Origin of the sequence: Sulfitobacter sp. TBRI5 (genome assembly GCF_051013555.1) — a bacterium.
Classification (GTDB): domain Bacteria; phylum Pseudomonadota; class Alphaproteobacteria; order Rhodobacterales; family Rhodobacteraceae; genus JL08.
The window spans coordinates 2,841,061-2,860,986 of the sequence record NZ_CP112884.1 but is presented as its reverse complement, the minus strand read 5'-3'; the positions used below and the strand labels follow the sequence as shown (position 1 = coordinate 2,860,986).

At 59.2% G+C, this 19,926-nt stretch carries 20 protein-coding genes; 13 read left to right on the top strand and 7 right to left on the bottom strand.

Annotated features, from left to right (window positions below; all coding sequences use genetic code 11):
• Nucleotides 1-6: 6 nt before the first annotated feature.
• The 7 genes from OLX72_RS14425 to OLX72_RS14395 all read right to left on the bottom strand — a co-directional run bounded on the left by OLX72_RS14425 (nucleotide 7) and on the right by OLX72_RS14395 (nucleotide 6,421).
• Nucleotides 7-1,017, bottom strand: coding sequence for a molybdopterin-binding protein (locus OLX72_RS14425; RefSeq protein ID WP_433988951.1), 1,011 nt, complete (start codon nucleotides 1,015-1,017; stop codon nucleotides 7-9).
• Nucleotides 1,014-1,982, bottom strand: a complete 969-nt coding sequence (locus OLX72_RS14420) for an XdhC family protein (protein WP_433988950.1) — start codon at nucleotides 1,980-1,982, stop codon at nucleotides 1,014-1,016. The genes OLX72_RS14425 and OLX72_RS14420 overlap by 4 nt, the downstream gene beginning before the upstream one ends.
• Before the next feature lie 151 nt (nucleotides 1,983-2,133).
• Entirely contained in the window at nucleotides 2,134-2,724 is a 591-nt protein-coding gene (locus OLX72_RS14415) for a YeeE/YedE thiosulfate transporter family protein (protein WP_433988949.1), read from the bottom strand.
• A 3-nt stretch (nucleotides 2,725-2,727) separates the two neighbouring features.
• Complete coding sequence (locus OLX72_RS14410; RefSeq protein ID WP_114870627.1) at nucleotides 2,728-3,279, bottom strand: YeeE/YedE thiosulfate transporter family protein; 552 nt, start codon at nucleotides 3,277-3,279, stop codon at nucleotides 2,728-2,730.
• A gap of 70 nt (nucleotides 3,280-3,349) precedes the next feature.
• Nucleotides 3,350-4,621, bottom strand: coding sequence for a vWA domain-containing protein (locus OLX72_RS14405; protein WP_433988948.1), 1,272 nt, complete (start codon nucleotides 4,619-4,621; stop codon nucleotides 3,350-3,352).
• Nucleotides 4,614-5,516 carry an MBL fold metallo-hydrolase gene (locus OLX72_RS14400; RefSeq protein ID WP_433988947.1) on the bottom strand — a complete coding sequence of 301 codons (903 nt, stop codon included), beginning with the start codon at nucleotides 5,514-5,516 and terminating at the stop codon, nucleotides 4,614-4,616. Before OLX72_RS14400 ends, OLX72_RS14405 begins: the two co-directional genes overlap by 8 nt.
• The gene (locus tag OLX72_RS14395) at nucleotides 5,513-6,421 is read right to left on the bottom strand and encodes an AAA family ATPase (RefSeq protein ID WP_433988946.1); all 909 of its coding nucleotides are present in this window, start codon (nucleotides 6,419-6,421) and stop codon (nucleotides 5,513-5,515) included. Before OLX72_RS14395 ends, OLX72_RS14400 begins: the two co-directional genes overlap by 4 nt.
• 318 nt (nucleotides 6,422-6,739) lie before the next feature.
• On the opposite strand from OLX72_RS14395, the gene OLX72_RS14390 reads away from it, so the two are divergent.
• The 13 genes from OLX72_RS14390 to purF all read left to right on the top strand — a co-directional run bounded on the left by OLX72_RS14390 (nucleotide 6,740) and on the right by purF (nucleotide 19,872).
• Nucleotides 6,740-7,699 carry a phosphoadenosine phosphosulfate reductase gene (locus OLX72_RS14390; protein ID WP_433988945.1) on the top strand — a complete coding sequence of 320 codons (960 nt, stop codon included), beginning with the start codon at nucleotides 6,740-6,742 and terminating at the stop codon, nucleotides 7,697-7,699.
• Between the two features lie 95 nt (nucleotides 7,700-7,794).
• Nucleotides 7,795-8,832: a dihydroorotase gene (pyrC, locus tag OLX72_RS14385; protein WP_433988944.1), complete on the top strand. Its 1,038-nt coding sequence runs from the start codon at nucleotides 7,795-7,797 to the stop codon at nucleotides 8,830-8,832.
• A 103-nt stretch (nucleotides 8,833-8,935) separates the two neighbouring features.
• On the top strand, nucleotides 8,936-9,616 hold the full coding sequence (locus OLX72_RS14380; protein WP_114870632.1) for an orotate phosphoribosyltransferase: 681 nt from the start codon (nucleotides 8,936-8,938) through the stop codon (nucleotides 9,614-9,616).
• A gap of 176 nt (nucleotides 9,617-9,792) precedes the next feature.
• Nucleotides 9,793-11,292 carry a replicative DNA helicase gene (locus tag OLX72_RS14375; RefSeq protein ID WP_114870633.1) on the top strand — a complete coding sequence of 500 codons (1,500 nt, stop codon included), beginning with the start codon at nucleotides 9,793-9,795 and terminating at the stop codon, nucleotides 11,290-11,292.
• An 88-nt stretch (nucleotides 11,293-11,380) separates the two neighbouring features.
• A complete protein-coding gene (locus OLX72_RS14370) occupies nucleotides 11,381-12,118 on the top strand; it encodes a MipA/OmpV family protein (protein WP_433988943.1) in 738 nt (245 codons plus the stop codon).
• Between the two features lie 89 nt (nucleotides 12,119-12,207).
• A complete protein-coding gene (gene alr / locus OLX72_RS14365) occupies nucleotides 12,208-13,242 on the top strand; it encodes an alanine racemase (protein WP_433988942.1) in 1,035 nt (344 codons plus the stop codon).
• Nucleotides 13,239-14,021: an MlaE family ABC transporter permease gene (locus OLX72_RS14360; protein ID WP_114870636.1), complete on the top strand. Its 783-nt coding sequence runs from the start codon at nucleotides 13,239-13,241 to the stop codon at nucleotides 14,019-14,021. The genes alr and OLX72_RS14360 overlap by 4 nt, the downstream gene beginning before the upstream one ends.
• Nucleotides 14,018-14,764 (top strand): ABC transporter ATP-binding protein, encoded by a 747-nt coding sequence (locus tag OLX72_RS14355; RefSeq protein WP_433988941.1) that lies wholly within the window; start codon nucleotides 14,018-14,020, stop codon nucleotides 14,762-14,764. The genes OLX72_RS14360 and OLX72_RS14355 overlap by 4 nt, the downstream gene beginning before the upstream one ends.
• A complete protein-coding gene (locus OLX72_RS14350) occupies nucleotides 14,712-15,212 on the top strand; it encodes a hypothetical protein (protein WP_433988940.1) in 501 nt (166 codons plus the stop codon). Before OLX72_RS14355 ends, OLX72_RS14350 begins: the two co-directional genes overlap by 53 nt.
• Before the next feature lie 154 nt (nucleotides 15,213-15,366).
• Nucleotides 15,367-16,731: a DNA repair protein RadA gene (gene radA, locus OLX72_RS14345; RefSeq protein ID WP_114870640.1), complete on the top strand. Its 1,365-nt coding sequence runs from the start codon at nucleotides 15,367-15,369 to the stop codon at nucleotides 16,729-16,731.
• A 26-nt stretch (nucleotides 16,732-16,757) separates the two neighbouring features.
• Nucleotides 16,758-17,318 (top strand): CvpA family protein, encoded by a 561-nt coding sequence (locus OLX72_RS14340; protein WP_433988939.1) that lies wholly within the window; start codon nucleotides 16,758-16,760, stop codon nucleotides 17,316-17,318.
• Nucleotides 17,319-17,603: 285 nt separating this feature from the next.
• Nucleotides 17,604-18,221: a Hint domain-containing protein gene (locus tag OLX72_RS14335; RefSeq protein ID WP_433988938.1), complete on the top strand. Its 618-nt coding sequence runs from the start codon at nucleotides 17,604-17,606 to the stop codon at nucleotides 18,219-18,221.
• 142 nt (nucleotides 18,222-18,363) lie between these two features.
• Nucleotides 18,364-19,872 (top strand): amidophosphoribosyltransferase, encoded by a 1,509-nt coding sequence (gene purF, locus OLX72_RS14330; RefSeq protein WP_433990465.1) that lies wholly within the window; start codon nucleotides 18,364-18,366, stop codon nucleotides 19,870-19,872.
• Nucleotides 19,873-19,926 lie beyond the last annotated feature (54 nt).

Here is a 19,926-nt window from a genome sequence, read left to right as displayed (position 1 = left end):
GCGTCGCTAGACTTTCTTTGTGCGCGGACTGGGGTTTCTGGGTTGCGGGCGTGTGGGAATTTCCTTGAGCAGGCCGCCAATTCCCATTCCGGCAATATCATCGGCACTGACATGAATGCCGCACGCCACGCGCGACAGCACCCAGTCCGCCCCGTTCAGCGCGGGCGCACGGGCGCATCCCGGCAGGCCGATGACAGGCTTGTCCGCCATATGCCCCAGAAACAGCAGATTACCGGGATCGACCGGCATGCCAAACCGTTCCACCTGTCCGCCCGCCAGACGCAATGCCGCCGGGCCCACATCATTGTCATCCGATGTGGCCGATCCGGTCAGGATCAGAATCACATCGCCCCTGATACCGGCGATGGCCACCGCCAGCGCATCCTGTCTGTGCGCGATCACCCGAACCTCGGCCATGTCCATGCCCAGCGCCGTCACCCGCGCCTCGATCGCGGCGCGCCCTTTTTCACCAGCGCCGCCGGGAATTTCCGTGATGATCAAACCCGCCGTTGCATGGACGGGCCGCGCAAGCCGCACCGAAGCGCGCGCAATATCGCAGGCCTGTTCCAGCGCGGCGCGCGGCACGGCGTATGATATGATCTTGATCGTGCCCACCATGCCTTTGGCGCGCATCTGCGCAAAGGGCGGCACCGTTGCCAGCGTGATCATGGGATGCACGCGGTTCAACGCCTCAAGCGCGGGCACATCCAGAACGGCAACACCGGGGCCGTCGGCCAGCAGATTGACGCGGCCGGTAAACGCATCCGTCACCCGCAGACAGGCTGCCGCCGGATCGGGCACAAGCGCCTGCGCCAGTTGCTGCGCCGCCGCGTTTTCGGGTACATCATCGGCATCGAGCGCGGCAACAACCACGTCGTGCACACCGGCCGCCTCCAATCTGGCAATGTGGTCTTTCGTCAGCACCACACCCTTGCGCAACCGTCCCTGCCCCAGATCGACAGAATGGGCCAGAACCGCGCCCAGCGCGTCCTGTACCGGCACCGTACCAAATTTCATGCCCCGCCCCGCAATTGCGCGATCATTTGGGCCAGAACCGAAACAGCAATTTCCGCAGGGCCACTGGCCCCGATATCCAGCCCGACCGGGGCCTTGATCCGCACGATCTGCTGCGGCGAAAACCCGTCAGCAGACAACCTGTCCACACGCTTTGCATGGGTCCGCTTGGACCCCAGCGCGCCAATGTAAAACGCATCTGACACCAGCGCGCGATGCAGCGCCGGATCATCCAGTTTGGGATCATGGGTTAGCAAAACCAGCGCCGTGCGCGCATCCAATCCCAGCTTATCCAGCGCTTCGTCAGGCCAGTCCTCGACAATGGTTTCACGCGGAAACCGGGCTTCAGACCCAAAGGCGGCGCGTGGTTCCACGACCACCGGATCAAACCCAGCGATACGTGCCATCGGCACCAGCGCCTGCGCGATATGCACCGCCCCGACCACAATCAGGCGCAAGGGCGGATTGTGGATGGCCACAAACATCTGGCCGTCCTCTTCGAAGCCCGAGCGGTCCAACCGAAAGCGGTCCGCATGTCCGGTTGAAACAACATGGCGCGCGCCGCTTTCTGTGTTCACCTCGTAGGCCACAGCCTGCCGCGCGGCCCGCGCCGCAACGATCTGATCCAACACATTTTCGGGCAGGACAGCGCCGACCGGTTCTACCAAAACGCGGATCGTTCCCCCGCAGGCCAGCCCGACCGCAAACGCGTCATCGTCACTGACACCATATTCCAGCAGGCGCATTTCGCCCTTTTCCAGCGCATCCTGCGCCTCAAGAATAACGGCCCCTTCGACACAGCCGCCCGAAACAGACCCGCGCATATGGCCATCCCCGCTGATCGCCAGTTGCGCGCCCACGCGCCGTGGCGCGCTGCCCCATGTTTCGACAACCGTGGCCAGCACAGCACCGCGCCCGTTCCTGTGCCAGTGCAGCGCCGTTTCAGGGCAATCGTCAAACCGATCCATTTCAGAACTCCTTTGGCGCAAATTATGGCGCAGGCAGCAGGGGATGTCTGCCCCATTTGCGCGCCGGCACAGGGTTTGACACCCTGCCGGACGAAAGAAATGCGCCCCAAGGGACGCATTTCAAGTTGATTGGATCAAGTTTGCGGCAAACTTATTCCGCCGCAACCGTCCTTGCAGGCTGAGGACGCAACCGTTCGGGCAGCGCAAAGGCCACACCAATAAACGCCAACCCCAGAACGATCCCGACCAGATCACCGGAAAACGATGTCAGACCGTCATAGCCCGAATTCGGGACGGTGCCCAAAGTCACCTTGCCCCCGGCCACATCGTTCAGCAGGCCGAATGCTTTCCACATCGGATAGGTCATCATATAGGCCGCCGCCCCCAGCAAACCGCCCGCAATGAAAAACACCGCATCCTTGCGTCCCGATGCGGCCGCGCAGACACCTGTGCCAGGACAATACCCGCTGGCAGCCCATCCGGCCCCCAGCATCAACCCGCCAATGAACACACCGGCATACGCGGCTTTGACCGACATATGCCCCACGTCAACCAGCCCGATCATCTGGCCACCAAACATCAGGACAGACCCGGTGCCGATCGCCAGCAATATGGCTTTCATGAGGTTCAGGTTCATCAGGTTCAGCATCTTGTCGATATAGGTCGGGTTGGTGGCCCCGATCCGGTCCAGAACGGCGCCGAATGCAGCACCGATTACGATTGCAAGTATAAGCGAAGACATGGCTCAGGCCTCCTTTTTGAACATCAGAATGGACACGGGGATGGCGGCGGCAAAGGCGCCAGCGGCAAAGATGTAACCCGACAGCGCGGTTTGCATCATGCCCGACATCATGTGCCCCGATGTACAACCGCCCGCCAGACGCGCGCCGTACAACACGACAAAACCACCCAGAAAGGCAACGGCATAGCGCTGCGCTGCGTTGTCACCGTAATTGGCCCGCCACAAGGCGGGCATCGTGCGCTCTGCCTTTTCCAGGCCGCCGCGCGCCCATGTGGACAGGAACGCGCCGGCCATCATGGCCAGCACGAAAACAAAGCTGTAGTTCATCGGGTTGGCCGCGGCCTCGGCATATTTGCCGCCCGATTTGTCAAGATACGCATTGCTTGAGGCAAAGCCGTCACTGGTTTGCGTTACCAGATCGGGGTTCACCAGATCACCGATGATACCATTCAAAATCACGAATTGGGTGCTGACCCCGATCGGTTTGACCAGCAGCACCGCCATAAAGAAGACAAGGCCCAGAAGAAGCCCGCCGATTTTCCAGTTCAATGGCATTTCATTTCTCCCAAAACACATTCATTGGAAGGAATGTATATGACACATTCTGTAAATGGAATGATTTAGATCAAGTCGGGTCCGAAGTGATCTGGGCCATCAATCTGGCCTTTTCGCCCACATCATCGGGGCGCGAAATCGCATGGGCCAGCGCCGCGAGGGAATCTATCGAATGGCCTGCGCGAAAACTGTCGACATGGGGCAGCATGGCGCGAATTCCTTGGGCCTTCGGGGCAAACTCGTCCCAGCGCAGCAGCGGGTTCAACCAGATCAGTCGCCGCGCCGAAAGATGCAGGCGCTCCATCGCGGCGCTCAAAACCTCGGGATCTTCGCGATCCAGGCCGTCCGTGATCAGCAGCACTACAGCGCCCTGCCCCATCACGCGGCGTGACCAGTCGCGATTGAACTGGGCAATACAACTGCCGATGCGCGTGCCGCCTTCCCAATCCTGCGCCTGCGCACCGGCGGCAGCCAGCGCCGCATCCACATCGCGCTGCGCCAGATGGCGGGTGATGTTGGTTAACCGAGTACCAAAGGTAAAGCCGTGCACCTTGGCCCAGCCTGCCCCCTTGGCATTGGATACTGCATGCAAGAAATGCAGAACCACGCGGGAATACTGGCTCATCGAGCCGGAAATGTCGCACAAGACCACCAGATTGGGCCAGCGCGGGCGCGGCGACACATGCGCGATCCGGTGCAATTCTCCGCCGCGCCGCATTGCCGCGCGCAAAGTTGCTCGCCGGTCAATCCGTGCACCGTTGATATCACCCATGCTCCGGCGGGACGCGATCGGTTTAACCGGTAGTGTCATCTGCGCCAGCATCCGCTTGGCCTGCGCCATTTCCGCCGTGCTCATCTGTTCGAAATCCAGCGTGCGCAACCGTTCTTCCTGCGAAATGGTCAGGCTGGCATCAACTTCGATTTCGGTGCCGTCTTCCGGTTGCGTTTCGTCCATTTCAGGCAGATCGCGTTCCTGCCCGTCCAGCAGTGCCTCGGCCGCCCGCTTTTCTGCCGCCTGCCCCTTGCGGTCTTCCTGAACGCCGCGCACCGCCGGCAACAGCATCGACATCATATGTTCCAGATAGCGCGGGTCACGCCAGTACAGCCGGAAAATCTGGGCAAACACAGTGCGGTGTTCGGGGCGCGACACGAAACAGGCCTGCAGCGTCCAGTAAAAATCGCGTTTTTCGCTGAAGCCTGCGGCCTGTACAGCCGTGATTGCATCCAGAATACGCCCCGTTCCGATCGGCAGGCCGGCGCGGCGCAACGCGCGCGCAAAATGGGTGATGTTCTGCGCCAGCTTGGGATCGTCAGGCAGTTCCAGCGCGGGATATTCAGGCATGGCCATACCATTCCAACGTGCGGGCAACGTTCTGGTCGTGAATACGCTGATAAGGCGCGAACCAGTGCAGCACCCCGCTGTCCAGATCGTCCCTTAGTATATCGAACACAGGGGTGTCTGCCCGTTCGGGGCTGTCGCGCAGATCCATCAGCCAGTGGATATAGCGTTGCGTGGCCGGAATGATTTCGTTCGAATATCCGCCCCTCGCGATGATCGTTTCCGATCCGTGATCAGGCAGAACATGGCGCGCACCCAAGACGGCAAGCCGATCCAGATCAGCCAGATGAGTGGCGAAATCGGATGGCTCGGCCACATAGGTCACGCAATCCTCAACCGTGTCGCCAGCCAGCAGAATGTCGGCATCCGGCAGCCACAACACGGTGGCATCGTCACTGTGAATATTCGCCTCGATCAGCACCACCTTGCGTGCGCCCAGTTGCAATTCCATCTGCCCGTCAAAGGTGCGGGTCGGCAGAACCAGCGGCGCAATCGCGGGCGGGCCGCTTTCCGTGCCGGCCTCGATCCCGGCGCGGCGCTGCGTCAGATGCTGCGCGGTTCGGTTGTTGGCAATGACAGGGCAATCGGAAAATGCGCCGGTGCCGGCAACATGATCCAGATGCCAGTGGCTGTAGACAATCATGATGTCGCGCACGCCCAGATCGTGCAAATGCGCGCGGATCGCCGCACCGTGGTCCAGCGATACATGCGTGTCATAAACCAGCGCCTGCGATCCCGACACGATCGCATAGGTCGCAATGCCCAGCGCAATCGCCCCGTCATCGACCCAGTTCGGCCCGTCCAGAAACCGGTAATCCGCCACCCGCCCGTCATAATAGGCAAACACGCCAGCATGCGGCTGCAATATCCGGAGGTGGGGCGGGCGTTTGCGGGTCATGCAGGCGCCAGTGCCGCCTTGGCCTGATCCAGAATGCGCTTGGCCTCGGAACCTTGCAGTTTCTGAATATCGTCCTGATATTTCAGAACCGCGCCCAGCGTGTCTGCGATCACTTCGGGGCTCAGGTTGATCACATCCAGCGCCAGAAGGCATTTCGCCCAGTCGATGGTTTCAGCCACGCCGGGTTTCTTGAACAGGTCTTCGGTGCGCAGCGCCTGCACAAAGGCAACGACTTCGCGGCTTAGCGCGTCGGCGGCTTCGGGCGCGCGGGCATGCAGGATTTCAATTTCCCGGTCAAAGTCGGGATAATCCACCCAGTGATACAGGCACCGGCGCTTCAGCGCATCATGCACCTCTCGGGTGCGGTTTGATGTCAGCACCACAATCGGCGTTTCGGGCGCCTTGATCGTGCCCAGTTCCGGGATTGTGACCTGAAAATCGCTCAGCGCCTCTAGCAGGAAGGCTTCAAACGGTTCATCCGTGCGATCCAGTTCGTCAATCAGCAGCACCGGTGCGCCGTTTTTGTCAGGGCGCATCGCTTCCAATAGCGGGCGTTCAATCAGATATTCGCGACTGAACAGCTCCTCCTGCAAGGCAGCACGATCTGCGCCGCCTGCCGCTTCTGCGGTGCGGATCGCCACCATCTGCGCGGGGAAATTCCATTCGTAGACGGCGCTGGACGCATCCAGACCTTCGTAACATTGCAACCGGATCAAACGGCGGTTCAAACCGGTAGCCAGCGCCTTGGCAATCTCGGTTTTGCCGGTGCCCGCCTCGCCCTCAAGAAACAATGGCCGCCCAAGGCGAAGCGCCAAAAACACCAGAACGCCCAGTGCGCGGCTGCAAATGTAACCCTGTCCTGCCAGCAACGCCTGAACGTCTTCGATACTATCAATCTTTGCCATGTCGGCCCTTTCCTGTTGCCCCGATAGGTACACCTTGCGCCGGTGCCGTCAAGAAAAGCACCGACACCTGCATGCCCGGGACCAGATCAGCCGGACCGACAAGCTTTTCGAATCGCGCGTTACATCTGCGCGCGAACGTCCGCCCGGCATTCGCCCAATGGGTGCATTGACCCGACACGGTTCACCCACCGCGCGCAGAGCCTGTGGATAAGTCGTTTAAATCGCGACGATCAACACTCTGTCGTCAATTTTGGCATATTGGCCGCACAAAAAAACCGATACAATCTTTCAACTCGGTTTGTGTCAGGAACGCATGGTATGCAAAAGGCCCACGAAAGTCTGGAAACACCGATGGTCGGGCTGTCCAAAGGCGACTGGCTGGAGGCATTGGCAACGGCATCGGACGAAATGGGGTTTTTCGAACCTCTGGGCACACGCCACTACGCCAGCTTTATCGAAAAGTCTGACACGCTTTTGGTGACCTTTGAAAACCTGCAAGGCATCCAGTCGCTGTCCGAAAACGGCCAGCCGCTGGGCTGGGACATGGTGCGCGAAAACGGCTGGTCGCATTTATGCCTGATCAGCGATGGCGACACCTGGTTTCGCGACGGGGATGTTTACGAATTTTTCGATCTTCTTGTGGATGATTGTTTTTTCGACAATTACAGCAAGGTGATCTTTTACGGCGCGGGCCCGTGCGGGTATGCCGCTGCTGCATTTTCGGTCAGTGCGCCGGGCGCCACGGTTCTGGCCGTGCAACCGCAAGCTACCCTGACCCCTGCCGTCGCGGGGTGGGATGACAGGTTCATTGAAAACCGCCGCATGACATTCACCGATCGCTACGGATTTGCCCCCGACATGATCGAGGCGGCCCAACACGCCTTTATCGTTTTTGATCCTTATCAGCGGCTGGATGCGATGCACGCCGCCCTGTTCAACGGCCCCAATGTAACGCATCTGCGTATGCCGCATATGGGCGCCGCGCTGCAGGGCAGTCTGATCGCAATGGAAGTGTTCTGGCAGATGCTGACGGACGCGGGCAACGGCCAGCTGGATGTTCCGTCATTCGCGCAGCTGTTTCGCGCGCGGCGGGAATACCGCCCATACCTGCGATTTCTGCTCGGGGTGCTGGAACGCGAAGACCGCACCCAGCTTGCCATCATGCTGTGCAGCAACGTCTCGAACAGAATGAACGCGCCGCTGTTTCGCCAGCGCCTGAAGGACCTGCGCATCAAGCACCGCGCCAACCAACCACAAGAAGCGATCTTTGACAGCTAGACGTAGCCGCCCGGAACGCATGCCGCCCGCAATTTTCCACCTGTTTGCCCTATCGGCACTGGCGACAGTCAGAACCCTGTGCTAGCCACGCGGGCATGAGTGAAACACTGACATTGCGCCGCCCCGACGACTGGCACCTGCACCTGCGCGACGGCGCGATGCTGGCGGCTGTCCTGCCCGAAACCGCCCGCCATTTCGCCCGCGCGATCATCATGCCGAACCTGGTACCACCGGTGGTACGGGGCGTCGATGCGGCGGCCTATCGTGACCGGATCATGGCGGCCCTGCCAGAAGGCATGGCGTTCGAACCGTTGATGACGCTGTACCTTACGGAAGACACCGATTCCGATGACGTTGCCGCCGCACATGCCAGGGGACTTGTGAAGGCGGTGAAACTGTATCCGGCCGGCGCAACAACCAATTCGGCAAGCGGTGTTGCGAATTTTGACAAGGTTCGCGGCGTACTGGAACGGATGGCCGACATAGGGCTGCCGCTCTGCGTGCACGGTGAAGTCACGGATGCGGACATTGATATCTTTGACCGCGAGGCCGTGTTTATAGACCGGGTGCTGGACCCGATCCGCCAGAATACGCCGGGATTGCGCGTGGTGATGGAACACATCACCACCTCGGTCGCTGCTGATTATGTGCGCAGCGCATCCGAAAACCTTGGCGCCACAATCACAACGCATCATCTGGTGATCAACCGGAACCATATTCTGGCGGGCGGGATCAAACCGCATTATTACTGCCTTCCTGTGGCGAAACGCGAAACCCATCGACTGGCCCTTGTCGCTGCTGCAACATCCGGCGACAGCCGTTTTTTCCTTGGCACGGACAGCGCACCACATACAGACGCCAACAAGTTGCTGCCCTGCGGATGTGCGGGCTGCTTTACCGCGACGAATACAGTGTCGATCCTTGCCGAAGTCTTCGAACGCGCCGATGCGCTTGACAGGCTGGAGGCGTTCACATCGCTGAACGGCCCGGCGTTTTACCGGCTGCCTGTGAATGCCGACAGCATTACCCTGACCAAGGGGCATCCGGTGTCCTACCCAAAGAAGATTGCCACGGGTGACGGCAATGTGACCGTGTTTGACCCCGGTTTCGACCTGCACTGGCACGTGGCGTGACAAGGGCGCGATACAGCAAAAATCCTGTCCCTGCCGCATCTGTGGATGCCTCCGGCGGGGATATTTCACAACAGAAGAAGCCTGACCTTTTGAAGGAGCCGTTATGATCCCGACCAGTTATCCCGATGCCTCTGAAATGGCGCGTCTGACGGCGCGCATGCTGCTTGAGATCGGGGCGGTGCATTTGAATGCGGACGAGCCGTTTACACTGGCCTCGGGCCTGCCCAGCCCGACCTATATTGATTGTCGCAAGCTGATTTCATATCCGCGCATCCGCTCGACCCTGATGGATTTCCTGACCGTTACTGTCATGCGCAATGCAGGCTTTGAAGCGTTCGACAACATCGCCGGTGGCGAAACGGCCGGTATCCCGTTTGGCGCGCTTGTCGCTGAACGGATGGCCCTGCCGATGAGTTATGTGCGCAAGAAGCCAAAAGGCTACGGGCGCAACGCGCGGATCGAAGGCGAAATGACACCGGGCCAGCGTGTGCTGCTGGTCGAAGACCTGACAACGGATGGTGGATCAAAGCTGTCATTTGTCGATGCCATCCGCGAAACCGGCGCAACCTGTGCGCATACGGCTGTCATTTTCTATTATGGCATTTTCCCGGGAACCGAAGAATCCCTGGCCGGCCACGGCGTGCAGTTGCACCATCTGTGTACCTGGTGGGATGTTCTGGCCGAAGCCAAGGCATCCGGTGCGTTTGACGATTCTACCTTGGTCGAGGTTGAAACGTTTCTGACAGCTCCGCGTGCCTGGCAAGAGGCACGGCAAAAGACCTGACGGCGAAATATTGCGCTTAAGCGCAGAGAGAAACCGCAAGATGTTGACGCAAGGCACCTGAACAGGGCTATATAAAGCGGCACGCCGGTATCCACAGACTATCCACAGAAACATACAATTTGCACCGCGCCGCCCGACTTGGATAAGAACACCCTTCAAGGGGACAGAACAAAAAAATGAACGAGATTTCGAGCATCAACACCGCCGAAAGCGGCGCGCAATCTGCTGACACGATGCCCCATTCGATCGAGGCGGAACAACAGCTTCTGGGCGCGATCCTGACCAATAACGACGTGTTTGACCGCATAGCATCCATCATCGGTCCGCAACATTTTTATGACCCCGTACATGCGCGTATTTACGAAATTGCCGCCGCGCGTATCGCCAAAAACAATCTGGCCTCGCCTGTCACGCTCAAGGCATTCATGGAGGATGACGAGGGCCTGCGCGAACTGGGCGGCCCGCCCTACCTGGCGCGTCTGGCCGGGGCGGCGATCAGTGCATTTGCGGTGCGCGATTACGCTCAGATGATCTATGATCTGGCGATCCGGCGTGATCTGATTTCGCTGGGGCGCGATATTTCGGCCAAGGCGGCGCGGGTCGATGTGGCCTCGGAACCCAAGGAACAGATCGTCGAGGCGGAACAGCATCTTTACAAGCTGGCCGAACAGGGCCAGTCGGATTCCGGTTTCCAATCGTTCTTGCGCGCCGTCACAGACGCCGTGAACGTGGCGAACGCCGCCTACCAGCGCGAAGGCGGGCTGGCCGGCGTTTCGACCGGTCTGATCGATATGGACAAGAAACTGGGCGGTTTACACCGCTCGGACCTTCTTATTCTGGCCGGTCGTCCGTCGATGGGCAAAACATCTCTGGCCACCAATATCGCCTTCAACATCGCCAAAGCCTACAAACGCGGCTTGACCCCTGATGGCACCGAAGGGGCCGTGGATGGTGGCGTTGTCGGGTTTTATTCTCTTGAAATGAGCGCCGAGCAGCTCGCCGCGCGGATTCTGTCAGAGGCATCGGAAGTGTCCAGCGAACAGATCCGGCGCGGCGATATGACAGAGGCCGAATTCCGCCGCTTTGTCGATGCCGCCAAATCGCTTGAGGCGTGCCCGCTTTATATTGACGACACGCCCGCCCTGCCAATCAGCCAGCTGGCCGCCCGTGCCAGACGCCTGAAGCGAACGCACGGTCTGGACGTTCTGATTGTGGACTATTTGCAGCTTGTGCGCCCGGCCTCTGCCAAGGACAGCCGCGTGAACGAAGTGTCGGAAATCACGCAAGGGCTGAAGGCGATCGCAAAAGAGCTGGATATTCCGGTGATTGCCCTGTCCCAGCTCTCTCGGCAGGTGGAAAGCCGCGAAGACAAACGTCCGCAGCTGAGCGACCTGCGCGAATCCGGATCGATCGAACAGGATGCGGATGTGGTCATGTTCGTGTTCCGCGAAGAGTATTACAAAGAGCGCGAAAAACCCGGCGATCATGAACTGGAAAAGATGGCCGCGTGGCAGGACGAGATGGAACGCCTGCACGGCAAGGCCGAAGTCATTATCGGCAAACAGCGCCACGGCCCCATCGGCACGGTCGAATTGTCATTCGAAGGCCGGATCACCCGCTTTGGCAATCTGGTGAAACCTTGGCAACAGGGCAATGCGGGCAGCACCGAATTCTAGGGCCTGCGCAAGACCGGCGCGTCGGTCATTCATTCTGATCTGACCGCGGGTTTGATCCGTAAACCTGTTTTTAACCTGCGAGCACCCGATGAAGCCTTTCCTTGCATTGATCTTTTTCCTGATCGTTCCTGCTACGCTTGCTGCCCAGGGGCGTGCGCCCGATGGCTGGAACATCGGCGTGATCATTGCGACCGACAGCAACCCCTATATCGGACAAAGCGCAGATGTAGTGCCTATTCCGCTGATTTCATACCGTTCTGGCCCGTTATCGATCGGAACCAACGGATTGGGATATAGATTTATCCAAACCGGCCCCTGGGACGTGACAGTTGCGGCCCGTCCGCGGTTTTCCGGCCTGATTTCAACCGATGGCGCGCTGTTGGATGGCATTGACCGGCAGGTCACCGGTGATCTTGCGCTTGAGGCGCGCTATGACATCGGCGTTTATTACGCCAGCTTCGACCTGCGTCAGGAATTCACCGGTGAACATGACGGTCAGGAATTGCGGTTCGGCGTCGGCACACGCACTAGGGTCGGACGCGTCGGGCTGGATCTGGGCGCGGGTGCGTTCTGGCAGAACGATGATCTAAGCCGTTATATCTGGGGCGTCTCGCCGTCCGAAACGGCGATCGGGCGTCCGGCTTATGCGCCCGGCGATGTCATCGTGCCCTATGTCAGCCTGCGCGCCAGACTTCCGCTTTCCGGAAACTGGAGCCTTTTGGGCACGGTGCGCGTTGATTTCCTGAATTCCGATATCTCCAGCAGCCCGATTATCGAGGATGATCAGCTTTTCAGTGGTGCACTTGGCATTTCCTACAGTTTTTGAACCGATAAAGGGCGCTGCTTTATCCGCCACCGGGAAGACAAACCGCCTTTGCCTCTTGACCCTGCCCGCGCGGATGTCATGAACAGCGCATGACAACCGGTAACCTGAGCATTGATCTGAAAGCCATCGTGGCAAACTGGCGCGCGCTGGATGCATTAAGCACCTGTGAAACTGCCGCCGTAGTTAAGGCAGACGGCTACGGGCTGGGCATTGCCGAAGTTGCAACCGCTTTGGCAGGCGCCGGGGTGCGGACATACTTTGTGGCCTATGCAAACGAAGGTGCCATTCTGCGCAAGGCTATCGGTCGCGGACCGACCATCTATGTTCTGAGCGGACATATGCAGGGTGACACAGCGCGGCTTCGCAATCACGCGCTGACGCCGATGATCAATTCCATTGACCAGATGGTGCGCCATGTTGAATCCCTTGCTGATGCGCCTTTTGGCATCCAGCTTGATACCGGTATGAACCGGCTGGGTCTGGAAGCGGCGGAATGGGCCGCACTTAAAGAGGTGGCACTGCCCCTGGGGCCAAAGCTTGTCACCTCGCATCTGGCCTGCGCCGATACGCCCGACCACCCGATGAACGGGCAACAACTGGCCACGTTCCTCCAGATGACGCAGGGCCTTGAGATTCCGTTGTCGCTGGCGGCAACCGGCGGCCTGCTTCTGGGCGAAGACTATCACATGGATATGACGCGCCCCGGTATCGGGCTTTATGGCGGATTGTCCTTCATCGAAGCCACGCCTGTGGTGCGCCTTGATCTGCCGGTAATTCAGGTCCGCGACGTGAACGTGGGCGAAACCGTAGGCTACTCAAACACGTGGACGGCAAACCGTCCATCGCGCATTGCCACGGTCGCCGCCGGATATGCAGACGGTCTGCTGCGCAGCCTTGGCCCAGACGCGCACATGTTCGCCGAACAGACCGCCTGCCCGATTGTGGGCCGCATATCGATGGATCTGATCACTGTGGACGTGACGGATTTGAAGGCTGATCCAGAAAGTCTGGAAATCCTTGGCCCACATCAGTCAATTGATACTCTGGCCACGGCAGCAGGCACCATCGGCTATGAAATCCTGACAGCACTTGGGGCGCGGTACACAAGGGATTATTCCGAATGATCGTGACAGCCCCCTTGGCGGCCCTGGGCCGGACAGTTCTGGCCCTGTTGGGGGCGATCGGGCGGGTGGCGATCTTTGCCTTTGATACCGTCAGCCATATCCTGCGACCGCCGTTTTATCCCCGTGAATTCGCCCATGCCATGTTGCATATCGGGTGGCTGTCATTGCCGGTGGTCGGCCTGACCGCATTGTTCACCGGTGGCGCACTGGCGTTGCAGATTTATGCAGGCGGGGCACGTTTCAACGCCGAAGCGGTCGTGCCGCAGATCGTGGCCATCGGGATGGTGCGTGAACTGGGGCCTGTGATGGTCGGCCTGATGATTGCAGCGCGGGTGACATCATCAATCGCCGCGGAAATCGCGACGATGAAAGTGACCGAACAGATCGACGCGCTTGTCACGCTTTCGACCCACCCGATGAAATACCTGACCGCGCCGCGTGTGCTGGCGGCGCTGATCACGGTGCCACTGTTGGTAGGCATCGGGGATATTATCGGCATTTTCGGCGGCTATGCGGTATCCACCGGCACATTGGGGTTCAATCCCGCGACCTACCTCAAGAACACAGCTGATTTTCTGGAACCGCTGGATATCATTTCATCGCTGACCAAAGGGGCCGTCTTTGGTTTCATCGCCGCTTTGCTGGGATGCTATTACGGTATGAATTCCGGGCGCGGCGCCCAGGGTGTTGGCCGCGCGACCAAAGGATCGGTTGAAGCTGCGGCCGTGCTGATTCTGGCCAGCAATTTTGCGCTGACGGGGGTCTTCTTTTCGGTATGATCAAGATGGAACACGTCACAAAATCATTCGGAAGCAAGGTCGTGTTGCGCGATTTTGACCTGTCGGTGCCGCGCGGCGAAAGCATGGTGATCATCGGCGGGTCCGGTACCGGCAAGTCTGTGGCACTGAAATGCATTCTGGGACTCATAAAACCGGACGGCGGTAAAATCACGGTGGACGGCACCAATGCCGCCAGCGGCGACCGTGATGCATTTCTGGCGCGGTTCGGCATGTTGTTTCAGGGTGGCGCGTTGTTTGATTCCCTGCCCGTCTGGCAGAATGTGGGGTTTCGTTTGCTGCGCGGATCGCTCAAACGGCCGCAGGACGAAGCGCGCGCCATTGCCATAGAAAAACTGCGCCGCGTCGGCCTGACGCCGGATGTGGCCGATCTGTTCCCGTCCGAACTGTCGGGCGGCATGCAAAAACGCGTCGGCCTTGCCCGCGCCATTGCAGCAGAACCCGAGATTATCTTTTTTGACGAGCCGACAACCGGGCTTGACCCGATCATGTCCGGAGTAATCAACGATCTGATCCGCGAAATCGTCGTTGAAATGGGGGCGACGGCCATGACGATCACCCATGACATGTCCTCGGTTCGGGCGATCGCCGACAAGGTGGCGATGCTGCATGACGGGGTGATCCAGTGGACCGGCCCGGTTGCCGACATGGACAATTCAGGTGATCCCTACCTTGACCAGTTTATCAACGGCCGCGCCGAAGGTCCGATCGAAGCGGTTCGTTAGGCTTTTTTTGCTCCATTGGACCGAGTCGGTGCAGCATCCGCCACGCCATCGGCAGTTCGACGCCGAAGGCGCGCAGTGCGACACTGTCCGTGATCGACGCCTGCGCGGGGGCAACCGACACTATAACCACACCTTCACCAGTCAAAGGACCGTCATGGATCTGGCCCTTGCAATGCACGTTTTGTTATTAGTGGGGTTTGTTTTGCTGCCGGCAACTGTTGCTTATACCGCATTGCGGCGGTTCCTGCGCTCGCGCAGTGCGAACCGTCCGTATTACGCAGCCATGGCGGGCCTGTCGATCATATGCGCAATCTGGGTCATGCTGCCGATGCTGGCAGGCCATTTGCCTGGCCTTGTTGCGTTGGCATGTGCCGGATCAACCTTGCCCATCTGGTTATTGCTGCGGGCTTTTTGCAATCTGAACACAACAGGATCCCGCGCAACCTGACCGGCAGACAAGTCCTCGCATAAAACGCGACGCACGACTCTAAAGTCTTTGGGACAAAGAAGGTGCGTTGTGCAGTCGCCGGATTTCGCATCCTGCACAACCGTCACAACAATACGCATTTGACGTCCTGACACCGCTCGTGCACTAGAACGTCATGGCAAAAACCAAAACCTTTTCCTGCACGGCCTGTGGCGCGGTATCCAACAAATGGTCGGGGCGCTGTGACGGGTGTGGCGACTGGAACACCATAGTCGAAGACACGCCACTTTCCGCCGGCCCTGCCAGCAAATCGCTGGGCGCGCGCCGCGGCTCGGCGATGAAGCTGACGGACCTCGCCAGTCAGGAAACACCACCACCGCGCACCACCAGCGGGATGGATGAACTGGACCGGGTGTTGGGCGGCGGGCTTGTCCCATCCTCGGCCATTCTTGTCGGTGGTGATCCGGGTATCGGTAAATCCACCCTTTTGTTGCAGGCCGCGGCAAAATTTGCGCAGGCCGGATTGAAAACCATTTATGTGTCCGGCGAAGAAGCCAGCGCACAGGTTCGCATGCGCGCACAGCGTCTGGGTCTGGAAACGGCCCCCGTCAAACTGGCCACCGAAACCAACCTGCGCGATATCCTGACCACACTGGAAGCCGAACGCCCGCAACTGGCCATCATCGATTCAATCCAGACCATGTGGGCCGACAATGTCGAAAGCGCGCCGGGATCAGTCAGTCAGGTGCGCGCCGCCGCGCATGAACTGACGAATTTTGCCAAGCGCAAGGGCGTGTCTGTCATTCTTGTGGGTCACGTCACCAAGGACGGGCAGATTGCGGGCCCGCGTGTTGTGGAACACATGGTTGATACGGTTCTTTATTTCGAAGGCGAACGCGGTCACCAGTTCCGTATCCTGCGTGCCGTCAAGAACCGCTTTGGCCCGGCCGACGAAATCGGCGTCTTTGAAATGACGGGTCTGGGGTTGGCCGAGGTCGCGAACCCGTCAGCGCTGTTTCTGTCGGAACGTGGCGATCCGTCGCCCGGGTCGGTCGTGTTTGCCGGGATCGAAGGCACCCGCCCGATGCTGGTCGAATTGCAGGCACTTGTTGCGCCCTCGCCCCATTCACAGGCGCGGCGCACTGTTGTGGGCTGGGATTCCGGGCGTCTTGCCATGATCCTGGCGGTGCTCGAAGCGCGCTGCGGCATTCCGTTCACCGGGCTTGATGTGTACTTGAACGTGGCCGGTGGAATGAAAATTTCCGAACCGGCGGCCGATCTGGCGGTGGCTGCCGCCTTGCTCAGCGCGCGGGAAGACGCCGCTTTGCCTGCCGAAACCGTTGTTTTTGGTGAAATAAGCCTGTCTGGCGCCCTGCGTCCGGCCCCGCAGACCGAAAACAGGTTGAAAGAAGCGCAAAAACTTGGTTTCACATCAGCCATCACGGCGAGTGGTGGAAAGGCTGGCGGCACAGCGGGCCTTAACGTACAAAAGATAAGTGATCTGACCGGCTTTGTCGGTGACATTTTCGGCGCAGGATAGCGTCACGGGACGAAAAAGGGACAGGCATGGAAGGTTTCACGCTCATCGATGGCGCCGTTGCGGTGATTATCGTGCTTTCGGCACTGCTGGCCTACGGGCGTGGTCTGGTCCGAGAGCTTCTGGCGATTGCGGGATGGGTCGGCGCGGCCTTTCTGGCGTTTATCTTCGCACCGCAAGTGGAACCGCTTGTTCGTGAAATACCGGTTCTGGGGGATTTCATCGCCGGCAGTTGCGAACTTTCGATCATCGCGGCCTTTGCCGCCGTGTTTGCCGTGGCGCTGATCATTGTATCCCTGTTCACGCCTCTGTTTTCATCCGCAGTCCAGCGCTCGGCGCTTGGCGGCGTTGATCAGGGGCTTGGGTTCCTGTTCGGTGTGGCACGTGGCGTCCTGCTGGTTGCAATTGCGTTTTTCGTCTATGGCACGGTCGTGACCGGCCAGGATTTTGCCATGGTCGATGACAGCCGTTCGGCGCAGGTGTTCAGCACGGTCAGCGGCCAGATCGAAGAGCGTAATCCCGAACAGGCACTTGGCTGGATCACCCAGCAATACGAACAGCTGGTCGGCAACTGCGGCGCGTCGCAATAATTTTGAGCGCCGGAAAACCCGCCCGTCACAGAACCTGCGCTTAGGTCACACCGATAGAATCGCCATCCTGAAAACGCGCCTTCAGGGGTGTGATAGCTGCCTCGTGGTTAACAGATTATGACTGCGCGTTCTCTTATCCATCCAAATCAGCGCTGGCGTTGCCGATTGATCGATCTGACGAAAAAGCTCTGTGATTAAGCCGCAATAAGGTCGAAGAATCGGCAGATTTGGGCAGGCCAATTGGGGGCAGACAACCTGCAAACCCAAAGCCAAAGGACACTTCCCATGTTACTCAATCACACTTCTGACTTCGCAAATTTCACCGCAGCCACAACGGGTGCCAAGCCCCTTGTCCCCCCCCTTTTGGAACCGGTCGAACCTATCGCCGCCATGGATGCGGGTACGCGCATCGAAACAGCAAAAGGATGGCGCAGCGCGGGGCAATTGTGCGCTGGTGATCTGGTGCATACACTTGATGGCGGTCTTGTTCCCGTGCTCACCGCACGCAGCCGTCAAATGCCACGCTATGCCTGCGATATTTGGTTTATCCCGCAAGGCGCATTGAACAATTGCGATGCCGTGCGCATCACTGCCGCCCAATCCCTGTTGATATCGCACAGCATGTGCGACGCGCTGTTTGGCACGCCTGATGTCCTGGTACCGGCGCGCGCCATGGCCGGATTTCGCGGCATCACATCGGGCGCGGGGCTTGCCGCCACACATCTGGTCGAACTGGCCTTTGAACAGGAAGAGGTGATCTTTGCCCAAAGCGGTACATTGCTGCACTGTCCCGCAGCCAGTGGCAAAAGCGATGGGTTCTTTCGCACTTTGACCTACGGCGAGGCCCGCGCATTGCTGACACTGATGTCAGGCAACCACTATGCACCCGATCTTGCGGCATGACCAAGCCGGCCGATTGCCACCTTTGCGTGCGCCTGTGCCCATCATGCAGGCGCACGCAAAGGTGAATGTCACCTTGGGGCACTTATTGTGATCCTTTCGTGACATGCCCCGCGCAAAACAGTAAGACAGACATGCCCCTATGATGGATTCGGAGCTGCCACTCTTGTCTGACGCCCAACTGCCATTTCATCCATTTGATCCCCATCCCCTTGATGATGACAAATTGCGCGAAGAATGCGGAATTTTCGGCGTTGTCGGGGTCACCGACGCCGCCAATTTCGTCGCTCTTGGACTGCACGCATTGCAGCATCGCGGACAGGAAGCGGGCGGCATTGTCGTGCACGACGCGGAACAGGGTTTCAATTCGGCGCGCCGTTTCGGTTATGTGCGCGACAATTTCACATCCGAAACGCTGATGAAAACCCTGCCCGGACCTATCGGGATCGGCCACGTGCGCTATTCCACCGCCGGATCGAAAGGCCAGACAGCCATTCGCGACGTGCAGCCCTTTTTCGGGGAATTCGCGATGGGCGGGGCTGCGATTGCCCATAACGGCAATATCACCAACGCTGATCTGCTGCGCCGTGAACTGATCGAACGCGGCTCGATTTTTCAAAGCTCGTCAGACAGCGAATGCATCATTCACCTGATGGCGCGCAGTCTGCAACGCAACATTCCCGAACGCATGGAAGATGCATTGCGCCGGGTTGAAGGCGCGTTTTCCGTCGTCGCGATGACCCGCACCAAGCTGATTGGTGTGCGCGATCCGCTGGGTGTGCGCCCGCTGGTGCTGGGCAAACTGGGGGACGGCTGGGTTCTTAGTTCGGAAACCTGCGCACTGGACATCATCGGCGCCGAATTCATCCGCGAGATTGAACCGGGTGAAATGGTGGTCGCGACCGAAGGCAACCCGGTGGAAAGCCATTTTCCGTTCCGCCGACAGAAATCGCGGTTTTGCATCTTTGAACACGTTTACTTCAGCCGCCCTGATTCCATTCTGGGCGGTCGTTCCGTCTATGAAACCCGCGAGGCGATCGGCCGCGAACTGGCCAAGGAAAACCCGGTTGAGGCCGATCTGGTGTGCCCGGTGCCCGACAGCGGTACCCCCGCCGCTATCGGATTTAGTCTGGAAAGCGGAATACCTTATGCGATGGGGATCATTCGCAACCAGTATATGGGCCGCACCTTTATCGAACCGACGGAACAGATCCGAAATATGGGTGTGCGTCTGAAACTGAACGTGAACCGTGCCCTGATCAAAGGCAAACGGGTTATTCTGGTGGATGACAGCGTCGTGCGCGGCACAACCAGCCGCAAGATCAAGGAAATGATCCTGGATGCAGGCGCGAAAGAGGTTCATTTCCGCATTGCGTCGCCCCCCACCGCATGGCCCTGTTTTTATGGCGTGGACACACCGCAACGCGAAAAACTGCTTGCCGCAACCATGACCGAAGATGAAATGCGTGACCATCTGGCGGTCGACAGCCTCAAGTTCATTTCACTTAACGGGCTTTATCGCGCGGTTGGCGAAGCAACAGGGCGCGATCCCAAACAGCCGCAATACTGCGATGCCTGTTTTTCCGGTGAATACCCTGTTAAGCCCGCCGACATGATCAACAAGGGGTTTGAATTGAAACCCGCCGCAGAATAACAAAGCAAAAGCACCCAGAACGTGTTATACGACACCAACCATAAAAAGACCGAC